A 13,752-nucleotide genomic window follows, 5' to 3' on the forward strand; every position below is an offset into this window, starting at 1 on the left:
GCCGGTCATGCCCGGCCCCGCGGGGGCGCGTCCGCGGCCGGGGCCGGCGGGGTCGCGGCATCGGGAGCGGCGGCGCTGCCGGCCTGCGGCCCCAGGATGTGGCGGGCGCAATCGTTCTGGATGAAGGCCAGCACCGGCTGCCCGGCGATCAGCCGCTTGACCACCGGCACGGCCTGCTCGCCGACCAGCATGCCGAGCAGGCCGATCAAGGCGATGGTGGGCGGTGCCGGGGAGCGGACGCCGAGCAACGCGTAGAGGACGCCGACCAGGATGCCGGCGCCGAGGGAAAGCAGATAGGGCATCATGGCGTGCCTGTTCTTCGTCCGGATGGGCGGGAAGAGGCGGACCGGCCCCGGGGAGGGTCGGGACCGGTCCGTCGCGGCGCGGGGCATCGGGCGCCGCGAAGCAAGCGCCCCGAACCAAGCGCAGCAGGTCAGGCGGCGGCGCTGTGACCGCCTTCCGACGCGCCGAACATCGTCTTGGCGTAGATGATGCCCAGACCATAGGCGCCGCCGTACTTCTTGGCGATGCCGGTGGTCATCTCGTAGGTCTCGGTGCGCGCCCAGTCGCGCTGCAGTTCCAGCATGTACTGGAGCGAGGTCATCGGGCGGACGCCGGCCTGGACCATGCGGTCCATGGCGCGCTGGTGCGCCTCGACCGAGACGTCGCCGCAGGCGTCGGCGATGACGTAGACCTCGAAGCCCTGGTCCAGCGCCGACAGGGTCGGGCCGACGATGCAGACCGAGGTCCACAGGCCGCAGAAGACCAGCCGGGTCTTGCCCAGGCCGTTCACCCGCTTGATGACGTTCGCGTCCTCCCAGGTGTTCATGGAGGTGCGGTCGGTGACCTCCGCCCCCGGGAAGGCCTCGGTGATCTCGGAGAAGATCGGGCCGGAGAAGCTCTTTTCCGCGACGGTGGTCAGGATCGTCGAGACGCCGAAGCCGGCGGCCGCGTGGGCGACCAGCGCGGTGTTGGTGCGCAGCGTCGTGGCGTCGATCGAATGGGTCGCGAAGGCCATCTGCGACTGATGATCGATCATGATCAGCGCGTGGTCCTTCGGCGATACGAGCAGTTTGCCGGGAGTCGCGGTGGCGGTGATGGTCATGTCTCTATCCCCGTTGTTTTTGGCGCCGGTGCCAATGGCGTTGCCTCTGACGATGTCTGTGGCCCGGCGGTGTGTCGAAGCATCGGTCAGGGACGGAGGACGGCGACATTGAACTTGCGTTTGCCGGCCCTATACCTTGGTATATCAGGCCAAGGCGCCGCTCGCCGCCGGTGCCGGTCAGGGTAAAGGGACGGGGTAAAGGACTGGGGTTGAGGGCGGACGTGACCCGACGGGCGGGCGAGCGAGGGTGATGCGCACGAGCGATGACCCTGGGGACCAGCGGTTTCTTCTGGCGACCCTGCCTCCGCGGGCGGGGCAGACGCGGCTGGCCATCGGCACGGTGGCCGGGCTTCTGGTCGCCCTGGCGGTGGCCGCCCCCTTCGCGCGCCTGACGCTGGACGGGACGTCGGTCCTGCTGCCCGCCTACGCCACCGCGGTCCTTCTGACCGAGCTGATGACCGCCGTGCTGCTGTTCGCTCTCTACGCCACGCAGCGCACGCCGGCCCTGCTGGCGCTGGCCGCGGGCTACCTGACCACGGCGCTGCTGATCGTTCCCTGGGCGCTGACCTTCCCCGGGGTATTCGCGCCGACCGGGCTGCTCGGCGCCAGCCTGCAGAGCACGGCCATCGTCGCCGCCGGACGCCGCCTCGCCCTGCCGCTGTTCATCCTCGCCTACGCGCTGCTCAAGGCGATGGAGGCCGGCCCACGCGACGCGCACCGCCCGGCGCTGCCCGCCATCGCCGGCGGCATGGCGCTGGCGGCGACCCTGGCCGGGGGCCTCACCGCCTTCGCGCTGGCCGACGACGCCCTTCTGCCGCGGCTGATGATCGACACCATGCGGGAAACGCCGCTGTGGCGGGTCGTGCCGGTGACCGCGCTGGCGCTCTGCGTCGCCGCACTGGCCGTCCTGTGGCGGCAGCGGCGCTCCGTCCTGGACCTGTGGCTGATGGTCGTGCTGAGCGCCTGGGCCATCGAGACCTGCCTGCTGAGCTTCATCAGCGCCGGACGCTTCAGCGCCGGCTGGTGGTCGGGGCGGGTGTTCGGGCTCGCCGCCTCCAGCATCGTCCTGCTGGTCCTGCTGGCCGAGATGACGACGCTCTACGGGCGGCTGGTCCGCTCGGTGGCGGCGGAGCGGCGGGTGCGCGACGCGCGTCTGGCCAGCCTGGAAGCGCTCTCCGCCTCCATCGCGCACGAGGTCAACCAGCCGCTGGCGAGCATGGTCACCAACGCGGGCGCCGGTCTGCGCTGGCTGGACCGCCCATCGCCCAACCTGATGGAGGTGCGGGCGGCGCTGAAGCGGATTTCCGACGACGGGCACCGCGCCGCGCGGGTGATCGCCTGCATCCGCGATTCCTTCCGCAAGGCGCCGCCCCGGCGCAGCCGGATGGACATCAACGGCGTGATCCGCAGCGCGCTCGACCGCACGGAGGGCGAGCGTCGCCTGAACCGCATCGCCGTGCGCACCGACCTTCAGCAGCGCCTGCCGGCGGTCAACGGCAGCGCCGTGCAGCTCGAACAGGTGCTGCTGAACCTGATCGCCAACGCCGACGACGCCATGGCCGCGGTCACCGACCGCCCGCGCGTGCTGAGCATCCGCTCGCGCCGCCGCGGGCTCACGGACGTCATCGTGTCGGTGGAGGACACCGGCACCGGTCTGCAACCGGCCCAGGAGGAGCGACTGTTCGAACCTTTCTTCACCACCAAGGAGCATGGGATCGGCATGGGGCTGACCATTTGCCAGTCGATCGTGGAGGCCCATGGCGGCCGGTTGTGGGTGGCCGCCAACCAGCCCCACGGCGCCGTCTTCCGCTTCACCCTGCCCGCCGACGACGAGCCGGAGCGGCCGGAGGCCGGAGCGGCGCTGGAGCGGACATCATGAGCGACCGGTCCATGTCCGACCGGGCCGCCATGGCCGTGGAATCGCCCTTCGTCGCCATCATTGACGACGATCCGTCCATCCGGGAGTCGCTGGTCAGCCTGCTGCGCTCGGTCGGGCTGACCGCCCTGCCCTTCGCCTCGGCGCAGGACTTCCTGCAGCAGCGCCTGCCCGACGCGCCGGGCTGCCTCGTGCTCGACGTCCGCCTGCCCGGCCAGAGCGGTCTGGAGTTCCAGCGCGAGCTGAGCGGGACGGACATCCATCTGCCGGTCGTCTTCATCACCGGCCACGGCGACATTCCCATGTCGGTGACGGCGATGAAGGCCGGCGCCGTCGAGTTCCTGGCCAAGCCCTTCCGCGACCAGGATCTGATCGACGCCGTCCACACCGGCATCGAGCGCGACCGCGACCGCCGCCGCACCCTGGACGCGCTGTGCGACCTTCGCGAACGATTCCGCAGCCTGACCCCGCGCGAGCGGGAGGTGATGCGGCTCGTCGCCGCCGGGCAGCTCAACAAGCAGATCGCCGCCGAACTGCAGCTCAGCGAGATCACCGTGAAGGTCCACCGCGCCAGCGTGATGCGCAAGATGCAGGCGCGGTCCCTGCCCGATCTGGTCCGCATCGCCGACAAGGTGACCCTCGCCGGCGACGCCTGACCGGTCCCGGCTTACGTCCCCTTGATGAAGGCGAGCACGTCGGCGTTGAAGCGGTCCTGGTGGGTGGCCGTCAGGCCGTGCGGCGCCCCCTCATAGACCTTGAGCGTCGCCTGCGGCGCGATCTCCACGGCGCGGCGGGCCGCCGCGTCGATGGGCACGATCTGGTCGTCGTCACCGTGGATGAGCAGCGTCGGGAGCGCCATCTTCCTCAGATCCTCGGTGAAGTCGGTTTCCGAGAACTGCTGGATGCAGTCGTAGGCGCCCTTGATCCCGGCCATCATGCCCTGCAGCCAGAAGGATTGCCGCAGCCCCTCCGACACCTTCGCCCCGTCCCGGTTGAAGCCGTAGAAGGGCATGGTCAGGTCCAGGAAGAACTGCGACCGGTCGTCGTAGGTGCCCTTGCGGATGCCATCGAAGACCTCCATCGGCAGGCCGCCGGGGTTGGCCGCGGTCTTCAGCATGATCGGCGGCACCGCCCCGACCAGCACGGCCTTGGCAACCCTCCCGGTGCCGTGGCGCCCGATGTAGCGGGCGACCTCGCCGCCGCCGGTGGAATGCCCGATCATCACCGCGTCGCGCACGTCGAGCGCGTCGAGCAGTTCCGCCAGATCGTCGGCGTACTGGTCCATGTGGTTGCCGGTCCAGGTCTGGTCGGAGCGGCCATGGCTGCGCCGGTCGTGGGCGATGACCCGGTAGCCCTGCTGGCCGAAGAACAGCATCTGCCCGTCCCAGGCGTCGGCGCTGAGCGGCCATCCGTGCGAGAAGACCACCGGCTGTCCGCTGCCCCAATCCTTGTAGAAGATGCGGGTGCCGTCCTTGGTGGAAATCGTGCTCAACTCTCCCTCCTTTTTCGGGCGCGCGAAAGGTTCCGCGACGGGATCGGCCAAGCGGATGAAGGCCGCTCCATGAATGGCGCGGATCGTTGTCTTCCTCACAACTTTGCCGGAGGCGGGCCGGCGTGGATACTATACGGAGGTATCGGTGGACCGGATGCATCGGCGGGCTGCCCGCGCGCCGGGTCCGAACCGCGGCTGCCCGCGGCCCCCGTCCTCACCACACGGGAAGGTTTCCTTGGAAATGCCGACATCCGCATGGACCGTTTCGCAAGCCCGGAAGAAACGCGAGCCCTCGCGGGCATTTCTCGCCGAACAGTAGAAATGTTTCGTTTTTTCAATCAGTTCTGGTGCCATTCATGAGGATTTGCTGTCCTTTGCGTCTTCCGAAGCGGCGCAGCATCGTTTATCTTCGGCTGACGGTGGGCACAAAGCCTATCCATCTGGGAAATAAGCTCACGGTTTCTTGGAGGAGTAGAGCTTGCGGATGCTCGTCGCCGTGGCCGATGAATTGCGCCGGCAGAGCCGCAGCATCATCGTCCGTCTTATGCTGTTTGGACTAGCTCTGGTCTTCGTCGGCGCCTGCGCACGCATCTGGGTCCTGTCATCCTTCTTGGAGGACAAGATCAACAACCTTACCTCGTCCCAGCAGCAATCGACGGCGTCCTACGTCGCCCACGACATCGACGAGAAGATCAAGGCGCGGCTCGATCTCCTGCGCCGCGCCGCCGGAAGCCTGCCATTGGCAGTCCTCGACGATCCCACGGCCCTGCGCGACTGGCTGAAACGGCATCAGGACATCGCGCCTTTGTTCTCGCGCGGGCTGATGGTCGTCCGGCCCGACGGCCACGAGGTCGTCGCCGATTATCCGGAACGGCAGCGGTCGCCGGATTTCGACGTCTCAAGCCGCGATTGGTTCCAGGCGGCGCTGAACTCCCGCGAACCGGTGATCGGGCGGCCCGCCCGCTCCTCCCTCGACGACGAGCCGATGGTGGTCATGGCAACAGCGGTCACCGACGCCGCCGGACGCCCAGTCGCGGTCCTGAGCGGCGCCACCGCCCTGTCGTCCCCGGGCTTCCTCAATCTGGTGCAGGGGAACCGCATCGGGCGCAGCGGCGGCTTCCTTCTGGTGTCCCCCCGTGACAGGCTGTTCGTGTCGGCCAGCGATCACAGGATGATCCTCACCGCGACCCCACCGGAGGGGGTGAATCCGCTGCACGACCGGGCCATGGCCGGTTACCGCGGCACCGGCGTCACCGTCAACGCGGCGGGGGTGGAGGAATTGTCGGCCATCGCCGCGGTCCCGACGGCGGACTGGTTCCTGGTCGCCCGGCTGCCCACGGCGGAGGCCTTCGAGGGGGTGCGCGATCTCCAGACCTTCATCGCCACCAACAGCCTGATGATCGCCGCCTTCGCCGCGACCGTGCTGTTCATCGGCATGCGCCGCTTCTTCCGCCCGCTGACCGAGGCGGCCAAGCGGATGCACCAGATGGCCGACGGGCATATGGAACTGGCGCCCCTGCCGGTCCACCGCATGGACGAGGTCGGGGAACTGGCGCAGGGCTTCAACTATCTGCTGGGCAAGCTGCGGGAGCAGGAGGCCGCCCTGCGGGCGAGCGAGGCGCGGATGGCCCACATGGCCCACCACGACGCGCTGACCGGACTGCCGAACCGCACCATGTTCCACGACCGGCTGCAACAGGCCATCGACCGGGCGGAGCGCGGCGGCACCCTGTTCGCCCTGCTCTACATCGACCTTGATGGCTTCAAGCCGATCAACGACACCCACGGCCACAGCCGGGGCGACGAGGTGCTGCGGGTGGTGGCGCGCCGCCTGTCCGGCCTGCTGCGCAAGGCCGACCTGATCGCCCGCATCGGCGGCGACGAGTTCGCCATCATCCTGGAAGTGGAGGTGACCCCCGCCGGGGCGGAAACCGTCGCCGACAAGTGCCGGACGGCGCTGGCGGAGCCCATCCTGATCGACGGGCTGCGGCTGCCGCTCGCCCTGTCGATCGGCGTCGCCGTCTACCCGCAGGACGGGCGGGACGCCCAGCAGCTCATCGTCCACGCCGATCAGGCGATGTACGCGGTCAAGCGGGGCGCCGCCCGCGTCCCGGCCCTGTAGGAACGCCCGCTCAGTGGCAGCCTGAACCGCCGCCGACCGGGCCGCAGCCCTTGCACCCGCCGCCGCAACCAGCGCCCTTCGGCGCGGCCTTGCCCAGGAGGCGCGCGCGCAGCCCGGCCGGCAGGATCAACCGCCACACCGTCCACGCCGCGGCCAGCGCCACCACCACCGCGACCAACAGATCCTGCCACATGGCCGTGCCCCCCTCTTTACAGCAGCGCAGACGCGACGCGGTAGGTGATGAAGCTCGCCCCGTAGGCCAGCGTGATCATGTAGGCGAACATCACCGCCGGCCAGAACCAGCCGTTGGTCTCCCGCTTCACCACCGACAGGGTGGCGACGCATTGCGGGGCGAAGACGTACCAGGCGAGCAGCGACAGGGCGGTCGGCAGGCTCCAGGAGGCGGCCAGCGCCCCGGCCAGCGAGGATTGCAGCGCGTCGCCGCTCTCGCTCAGCGCGTAGATCGTGCCCAGCACGCCGACTGCCACCTCGCGCGCCGCGATGCCCGGCACCAGCGCCACGGCGATCTGCCAGGTGAAGCCGATGGGCGCCAGCAGCGGTTCCAGCGCGTGGCCGATCATGCCGGCGATGGAATACTGGATGGCCGGCTCGGTCGCCCCCTCCGGCGCGCCGGGGAAGCTCGCCAGGAACCACATGACGATCATCAGCGCGAAGATCGTCGTGCCCGCACGCGCCAGGAAGACCTTGGCCCGCTCGAACAGGCCCAGCGCGATGTCGCGCGGGTTGGGCAGGCGGTAGGCCGGCAGTTCCATCAGCAGCGGCTCGCGCGCCCCCTTGAACACCGTGCCCTTCAGCACGAAGGCGACGGCCAGCGCCGCCAGGATGCCGGCGGCGTAGAGCGCGAACATCACCAGCCCCGGCAGCCCGACCAGCCCGCCCAGCAGCGGACGGTCCGGCACGAAGGCCGCGATCAGCAGCGTGTAGACCGGCAGCCGGGCCGAGCAGGTCATCAGCGGGGCGATCATGATGGTCGCCAGCCGGTCGGCGCGGTTTTCGATGGTGCGCGCCGCCATGACGCCGGGCACCGCGCAGGCGAAGCTGGACAGCAGCGGGATGAAGGCCCGCCCGTGCAGCCCCACCCCGCCCATCAGCCGGTCCAGCAGGAAGGCGGCGCGGGCGAGATAGCCGGTCGCCTCCAGCACCAGGATGAAGAAGAACAGCACGAGGATCTGCGGCAGGAAGATGACCACGCTGCCCACCCCGGCGATGATCCCGTCGGTCAGCAGGCTGCGCAACGCGCCGTCCGGCAGGGTGGCGGCCACCCAGTCCTTGAGGCCGCTGACCGCGCCGTCGATCAGGGTCATCGGCGCCTCGGCCCAGGCGAACACCGCCTGGAACATCAGGAACAGCACGAGGAACAGGAAGGCCAGCCCGAACACCGGGTGCAGCAGCACGGCGTCCACCCGCCGGGTCGCCAGCGGCGGCAGGCCGGCGTCGGCCACACAGCCGGCCAGCAACCCCTCGACCTCCTGGTGGTAGGCCCGCAGGTCGCGCGAGGAAGGCTCGCTCCAGCCGCAGGGTGCCGGGTTCTCCGCCGCGTCCGCCGCCATGGCCATGGCGCCGTCGATCTGCTCCAGCAGCGGCTGGACGCCGCCGCGGCGGATGGCGACGGTCGGCACCACCGGCACGCCGAGGGCGGCGGACAGGGCCGCCGCGTCGATGCGGCAGCCGCGCTTCTCCGCCGCGTCCATCATGTTCAGCGCCAGGATGATCGGGCGGCCCAGCCGCTTCAGCTCCACCACCAGCCGCAGGTTCAGGCGCAGGTTGGTGGCGTCGGCGACGCAGACCAGCAGGTCGGGGCTGTCCTCGTGCGAGAAGCGGCCCAGCACGACGTCGCGGGTCACCTCCTCGTCGGGGGAGCGGGCGCGCAGGCTGTAGGTGCCCGGCAGGTCGATCACCTGCACCCGGCGGCCGAGCGGGCTGACGAAATGCCCGATCTTCCGTTCCACGGTGACGCCGGGGTAGTTCGCCACCTTCTGGCGGGAACCGGTGAGCGCGTTGAACAGGGCGGTCTTGCCGCAGTTCGGGTTGCCGACCAGCGCGATGCGCGGCGGCAGGGCGGAGTCCAGGACCGACATGGCCGGATGTCCTTGCAGGAGGTCGCTTTGAAGGAGGGTGGCGGCGCCGCGGGTCCGATGGCGGGCGTCAGGCGGCGGGCGCCACCAGCACGGCGCGCGCCTCGGCGCGGCGGAGCGCCAGCGTGTGCTCGTTCACCCGGATGGCGATGGGGTCGCGGCCCGGAAAGGCTTCGTGCAGGACCTCGACGTGGGAGCCTTCGACCAGCCCCATCTCGATCATGCGCCGCTCCAGCTCCCCTTCGGGAAGGGTGGTGACGACCCCCCGCTCATCGACACCGGTCACGCGGGCGCGCTCGCCCTTCTTCAACTCGCCCAAATGCCGTCCGCCGGGGGACTGGCCCGTTTCGGGGGTGGGATGACCGCTCATGGCTGCACCTGATCGCACCGGGAGGTGGGGGGCGCGTTCCTGTCCGCCCCTCTTCGCCGTGAATGATCCTGCGAAGCGTTCGCACTCGTCCAGCCGTCTAAATGTCGCAGGAGCCTTGTAAAATGAGCGTATCGGCCCTACTGCGACTAGGGCTTTGCGGGGGCTGCACCGCTCTTCGCGTCGCCCTTGGCCGCCGGTGCGGGCGCCGGTGCTTTGGCGGAGCGGTCGAGGTTGGCCTGCGCCGTCTTCGCCGCCGCGCTGTTCGGCGTGTTGCGGACGATCTGGCTCCAGTCCTCCCGCGCGCCCGGCAGATTCCCGGTCTGCGCCTTGATGGTGGCGCGCAGCAGCAGGGCGTCGGGATCGCCGGGGCGCAGTTCCAGCGCGCGGTCGATGTCGGCGACGGCCTGCCGGTCGTTGGCCAGCGCCTTGTGGGCGGCGGCGCGGTAGAGATAGGCCTCGGCCCGCCGCGGGTCCTTCTTCAGCGCCGCGTCCAGGTCGGCCACGGCGTCCCAGAAGCGCTCCGTCTCGGCCCGCGCGATGGCGCGGTCGATCAGCAGATCCACATCGTCCGGCTGGAGCGCCAGGGCGCGGCTGTAGGCCCGCTCCGCCCGCACATTGTCACCGGCGCGCAGCCACGCCCAGCCGGCCCGTCCGAGGATCGAGGCCCCGGCCTTCGGGTCGTCCTTGCCCAGCACCGGGGCCAGCTCCTCCAGCCGCGCCCCGGCGGTGGTGAAGTCGCCCTTGTGGAACAGCGCCAGCGCCTGGCACAGCCGGGCATGGTCGCCGCCGCCGCGGTTCAGCCAGGTCTGCGCGCTCTCCAGCGCTTCGGCCGGGCGCTTTTCGGCGAGAGTCAGGCAGGCCTGGAATTCCCGGTTGTGATCGACGGCGGGAGCGGCAAAGGCCTGAATGGAGAAGGCGGGGCCGGCGGAAAGGAGCGCCAGCGCGGCCGTGATGAGGTAAGCGTTGCGTCGGTTCATGGCGGCCTTACACTCCGTCATTGCCGCTTCCGACGCAAGGACCCCGCAAGACATGGCTTCACCCCGTCTGTTCGTCTTCGGCCTGGGCTTCACCGCCCGCGTGTTCGCCGACCGGCTGAAGGCCGAGGGCTGGCGGATCGCCGCCACCTGCCGCGGCGAGGACAAGCGCGCCACCCTGGAGGCGCAGGGCATCGAAGCGTTCCAGTTCGACCGGGGCCGCCCGCTGGAGGACGCCCGCGCGGCGCTCGCCGGCACCACCCACCTGCTGGTCAGCGTGCCTCCCGACGAGCGGGGCGACCCGGTGCTCGACCAGCACGCCATGGATCTGGCGGACCTGCGGACGCTCGACTGGGCCGGCTACCTCTCCACCACTGGGGTCTACGGCGACACCAAGGGCGAATGGGTGGGCGAGGCGGCGTGGCTGCGCCCGACCGGCGAGCGGCAGAAGCGCCGCGTCGAGGCGGAGCGCGGCTGGCTGAACCTCTACCGCCAGTACGGCGTGCCGATGCATCTCTTCCGGCTGGCCGGCATCTACGGGCCGGGGCGCAGCGCGCTGGACAACGTGCGCGACGGCACCGCCCGGCGGGTGGACAAGCCCGGACAGGTGTTCAGCCGCATCCATGTGGAGGACATCGCGGCGACGCTGCGCGCCTCGATGGACAAGCCGACGCTGGGCGCGGTCTACAACGTCGCCGACGACCTGCCCTCCCCTTCCCACGAGGTGGTGAGCTACGCCTGCGGCCTGCTGGGGGTCGAGCCGCCGCCGCTGGTGCCTTTCGAGGAGGCCGGGCTGTCGCCGATGGCCGCCAGCTTCTACGCCGACTGCCGCCGGGTGAAGAACGACCGCATCAAGCGCCAGCTCGGCGTCGAACTGACCTACCCCGACTACCGCGCCGGGCTGGACGCGCAATTCGCGGCGGAGAGCGGGCGGTAGAGTCGCGGCGACGCGAATCGCATGCCCTCCCGCCCTGGGCGCATTCCCCCTACGGCGGCACCCCGCGGGGGCGTCACGGGCCTCCGGATGGGCTGGAATCGTCGTTTCCGGCGACCGCCTGACCGCGCCGAACGAATTTGGTTCGGCAAAACCGACGTTGTGGTATCATGCGCCCCCGTTCCGGCCCGCTGGATTGCGGCCGGACCGGCATGGGTACGCCTGCGAATCGCAAAAAACACGACCTGCCGAGACGACGACCAGCATGAACATCATCATCGAACGCGCCGCCCTTCTCCGGTCCCTTGGTCATGTGCAGAGCGTGGTGGAGCGCAGGAACACCATCCCCATTCTGTCCAACGTGCTGCTGCGGGCGAGCGACGGCGAGCTGTCGCTGGCCGCCACCGACATGGACCTGGAGATCGTCGAGACGGTCCCGGCCACGGTGACCCGCGCGGGCGGCACCACCGCCCCGGCCCACACGCTGTACGACATCGTGCGCAAGCTGCCCGACGGCAGCCAGGTGGAGCTGGACATCGGCGGCGACGGCACGATCCTGACGCTGCGCGCCGGCCGCTCGCAGTTCAAGCTGTCCTGCCTGCCGGTCGACGATTTCCCGCAGCTCTCCGGCGGCGACCTGCCGCACCGCTTCGACCTGACGGCGGGCGACCTGCGGGCGCTGGTCGACCGCACCCGCTTCGCCATCTCGACCGAAGAGACGCGCTACTACCTCAACGGCATCTACCTGCACGCCGCCAAGGCCAAGGCCGGCGGGGCCGAGCTGCCGGTGCTGCGCGCCGTGGCGACCGACGGCCACCGTCTGGCGCGGGTCGAGATGCCGCTGCCGGAGGGGGCCGCCGGCATCCCCGGCGTCATCGTTCCGCGCAAGACCGTGAACGAGATCCGCAAGCTGATCGACGAGGCCGCCGACCGCATCGAGCTGTCGCTGTCGGACAACAAGATCCGCTTCGCCTTCGATTCGGTGGTGGTGACCTCCAAGCTGATCGACGGCACCTTCCCGGATTACGAGCGGGTCATCCCGGTCGGCAACGACAAGACGATGGAGGTGGACGCCAAGCTGTTCGCCGCCGCCGTGGACCGCGTCGCCACCATCTCCACCGAGAAGAGCCGGGCCGTGAAGCTGTCGCTGACCCGCGGCACGCTGACCCTGTCCGCCACCAGCCCCGAGGCCGGCAGCGCCACCGAGGAGCTGGAGGTCAATTACCAGGAAGGCCCCCTGGAAATCGGCTTCAACTCTCGCTATCTGCTTGATATCACGCAGCAGATCGAGGGCGAGGGCGCGCGCTTCTCGCTGGCCGACGCCGCCTCGCCGACCATCGTGCGCGACGTCGCCGACTCCACGGCCCTTTACGTGTTGATGCCGATGCGTGTGTGACCGGTCCGGACGGATCGGCGCTTTTCGGGCCGACGCGCTCCGGACCCCGTGTCTGACGGGGTGCGGCGGCCCGGCCCCCGCATCCCGGATCGGACGCTTTGCTCGACGCCAGACAGACTTCGCCCTACCCCGCCCCCGTGGTGGACACCCCGGCCGCTTTGGCGGTGACGCGCCTGACCCTGACCCGCTTCCGCGGTTATGACAGTGCGCGCCTGGAACCCGACCACCGCCCGGTGGTGCTGACCGGGCCGAACGGCGCCGGCAAGACCAACCTGCTCGAAGCGGTCAGCTTCCTCGCCCCCGGACGCGGCCTGCGCGGCGCCAAGCTGTCGGAGGTCGAGCGGATCGGCGGCAGCGCCGGCAATGGCACCAGCGCCGGCTGGGCGGTCGCCGCCGTTCTGGACACCCCCACCGGCCCGGTGGAGATCGGCACCGGCCGCGAGATCGGCCCCCAGGCGGCGTCGGGCGCCGAGCGCGACCGCCGCGTCGTCCGGGTGGACGGTCACCCCGCCAAGGGCCAGACCGTGCTGGCCGAGCATGTTGCCGTCGTCTGGCTGACCCCGCAGATGGACCGGCTGTTCCTGGAGGGCTCCAGCGGGCGCCGCCGCTTCCTCGACCGACTCGTCTTCGGCTTCGACCCCGCCCACGCCGGCCGGCTCAGCCGCTACGAGCACGCCCTGCGCGAGCGCGCCCGCCTGCTGCGCGAAGGGCATCGCGGCTGGAACGGCGACGAAGGCTGGCTGAGCGGGCTGGAGGACCAGATGGCGACCACCGGAGTCGCCGTTGCCGCCGCCCGCCGCGACGTGGTGCAGCGGCTGCGCGCCGCCTGCGGGCGGGCCGTCGGCCCCTTTCCCGGCGCCGACCTGACGGTGCAGGGCACGGTCGAGCGCTGGCTCGACGACGGTCCGGCGCTGGCCGCCGAGGACGCGCTGCGCCGCTCGCTGCGCGACAGCCGGCGCGCCGATTCGGACGGCGGAGGGGCCACGCTGGGGCCGCACAAAAGCGACCTCGCGGTGCGCCACGCCCAGAAGGACATGGCGGCGGCGCTCTGCTCCACCGGGGAGCAGAAGGCGCTGCTGATCGCCATCATGCTGGCCAACGCCCGCCTTCTGGCGGCGGAGCGCGGGGCCGCCCCGCTGCTGCTGCTGGACGAGGTGGCCGCCCATCTGGACCCGCAGCGGCGCGAGGCGCTGTTCGACGAGATCCTGGCGCTGGGCGCCCAGGCCTGGATGACCGGCACCGACGATTCGGTCTTCGGGCCGCTCGGCGGCGCGGCCAAGCGCTTCCACATCGAGGATGCGACCGTGACCCCGGCCTAGCGATTGAAAAGGCCCCCGAAAAAGGGCTGAAACGCCCAGAAAATCACCTACCGAAGTACGGTATTCCG

General features: G+C 70.6%; 13 protein-coding genes. 6 read left to right on the forward strand and 7 right to left on the reverse strand.

Translation table 11 applies throughout. From position 1 onward, the window contains the following. Window positions 1-5: 5 nt before the first annotated feature. Both ACWPN7_RS07845 and ACWPN7_RS07850 read right to left on the reverse strand, forming a co-directional pair. Window positions 6-305, reverse strand: a complete 300-nt coding sequence (locus ACWPN7_RS07845) for a XapX domain-containing protein (protein WP_059399099.1) — start codon at window positions 303-305, stop codon at window positions 6-8. 128 nt (window positions 306-433) lie between these two features. After that, window positions 434-1,105, reverse strand: a complete 672-nt coding sequence (locus ACWPN7_RS07850; protein ID WP_014197758.1) for a hydrolase — start codon at window positions 1,103-1,105, stop codon at window positions 434-436. Between the two features lie 250 nt (window positions 1,106-1,355). Between ACWPN7_RS07850 and ACWPN7_RS07855 the strand changes: the two genes are divergently transcribed. Next, window positions 1,356-2,984 (forward strand): sensor histidine kinase, encoded by a 1,629-nt coding sequence (locus tag ACWPN7_RS07855; protein WP_459197139.1) that lies wholly within the window; start codon window positions 1,356-1,358, stop codon window positions 2,982-2,984. After that, window positions 2,981-3,637: a response regulator transcription factor gene (locus ACWPN7_RS07860; RefSeq protein ID WP_459197138.1), complete on the forward strand. Its 657-nt coding sequence runs from the start codon at window positions 2,981-2,983 to the stop codon at window positions 3,635-3,637. The genes ACWPN7_RS07855 and ACWPN7_RS07860 overlap by 4 nt, the downstream gene beginning before the upstream one ends. An 11-nt stretch (window positions 3,638-3,648) precedes the next feature. On the opposite strand, the gene ACWPN7_RS07865 is transcribed toward ACWPN7_RS07860, so the two are convergent. Continuing rightward, entirely contained in the window at window positions 3,649-4,473 is an 825-nt protein-coding gene (locus tag ACWPN7_RS07865) for an alpha/beta fold hydrolase (RefSeq protein WP_040135908.1), read from the reverse strand. 484 nt (window positions 4,474-4,957) lie between these two features. Here ACWPN7_RS07865 and ACWPN7_RS07870 point away from each other — a divergent pair, with 484 nt between their 5' ends. Then, window positions 4,958-6,595, forward strand: coding sequence for a bifunctional diguanylate cyclase/phosphodiesterase (locus ACWPN7_RS07870; RefSeq protein WP_459197240.1), 1,638 nt, complete (start codon window positions 4,958-4,960; stop codon window positions 6,593-6,595). A gap of 10 nt (window positions 6,596-6,605) precedes the next feature. On the opposite strand, the gene ACWPN7_RS07875 is transcribed toward ACWPN7_RS07870, so the two are convergent. The 4 genes from ACWPN7_RS07875 to ACWPN7_RS07890 all read right to left on the reverse strand — a co-directional run bounded on the left by ACWPN7_RS07875 (window position 6,606) and on the right by ACWPN7_RS07890 (window position 10,038). Beyond that, window positions 6,606-6,788, reverse strand: coding sequence for a hypothetical protein (locus tag ACWPN7_RS07875; RefSeq protein WP_040135127.1), 183 nt, complete (start codon window positions 6,786-6,788; stop codon window positions 6,606-6,608). 16 nt (window positions 6,789-6,804) lie between these two features. After that, window positions 6,805-8,694 (reverse strand): ferrous iron transporter B, encoded by a 1,890-nt coding sequence (gene feoB, locus ACWPN7_RS07880; RefSeq protein ID WP_459197137.1) that lies wholly within the window; start codon window positions 8,692-8,694, stop codon window positions 6,805-6,807. 67 nt (window positions 8,695-8,761) lie between these two features. Then, entirely contained in the window at window positions 8,762-9,061 is a 300-nt protein-coding gene (locus ACWPN7_RS07885; RefSeq protein ID WP_051658377.1) for a FeoA family protein, read from the reverse strand. Between the two features lie 146 nt (window positions 9,062-9,207). Continuing rightward, window positions 9,208-10,038, reverse strand: coding sequence for a tetratricopeptide repeat protein (locus ACWPN7_RS07890; protein ID WP_063922686.1), 831 nt, complete (start codon window positions 10,036-10,038; stop codon window positions 9,208-9,210). Between the two features lie 52 nt (window positions 10,039-10,090). On the opposite strand from ACWPN7_RS07890, the gene ACWPN7_RS07895 reads away from it, so the two are divergent. From ACWPN7_RS07895 to recF, 3 genes are all read left to right on the forward strand, one after another. Continuing rightward, a complete protein-coding gene (locus ACWPN7_RS07895) occupies window positions 10,091-10,972 on the forward strand; it encodes an SDR family oxidoreductase (protein ID WP_200775271.1) in 882 nt (293 codons plus the stop codon). Between the two features lie 262 nt (window positions 10,973-11,234). Continuing rightward, the gene (gene dnaN / locus ACWPN7_RS07900) at window positions 11,235-12,365 is read left to right on the forward strand and encodes a DNA polymerase III subunit beta (RefSeq protein WP_014197767.1); all 1,131 of its coding nucleotides are present in this window, start codon (window positions 11,235-11,237) and stop codon (window positions 12,363-12,365) included. Between the two features lie 98 nt (window positions 12,366-12,463). After that, complete coding sequence (recF, locus tag ACWPN7_RS07905) at window positions 12,464-13,684, forward strand: DNA replication/repair protein RecF (protein WP_207198054.1); 1,221 nt, start codon at window positions 12,464-12,466, stop codon at window positions 13,682-13,684. Window positions 13,685-13,752 lie beyond the last annotated feature (68 nt).

Source organism: Azospirillum sp. UENF 312511 (assembly GCF_058780635.1).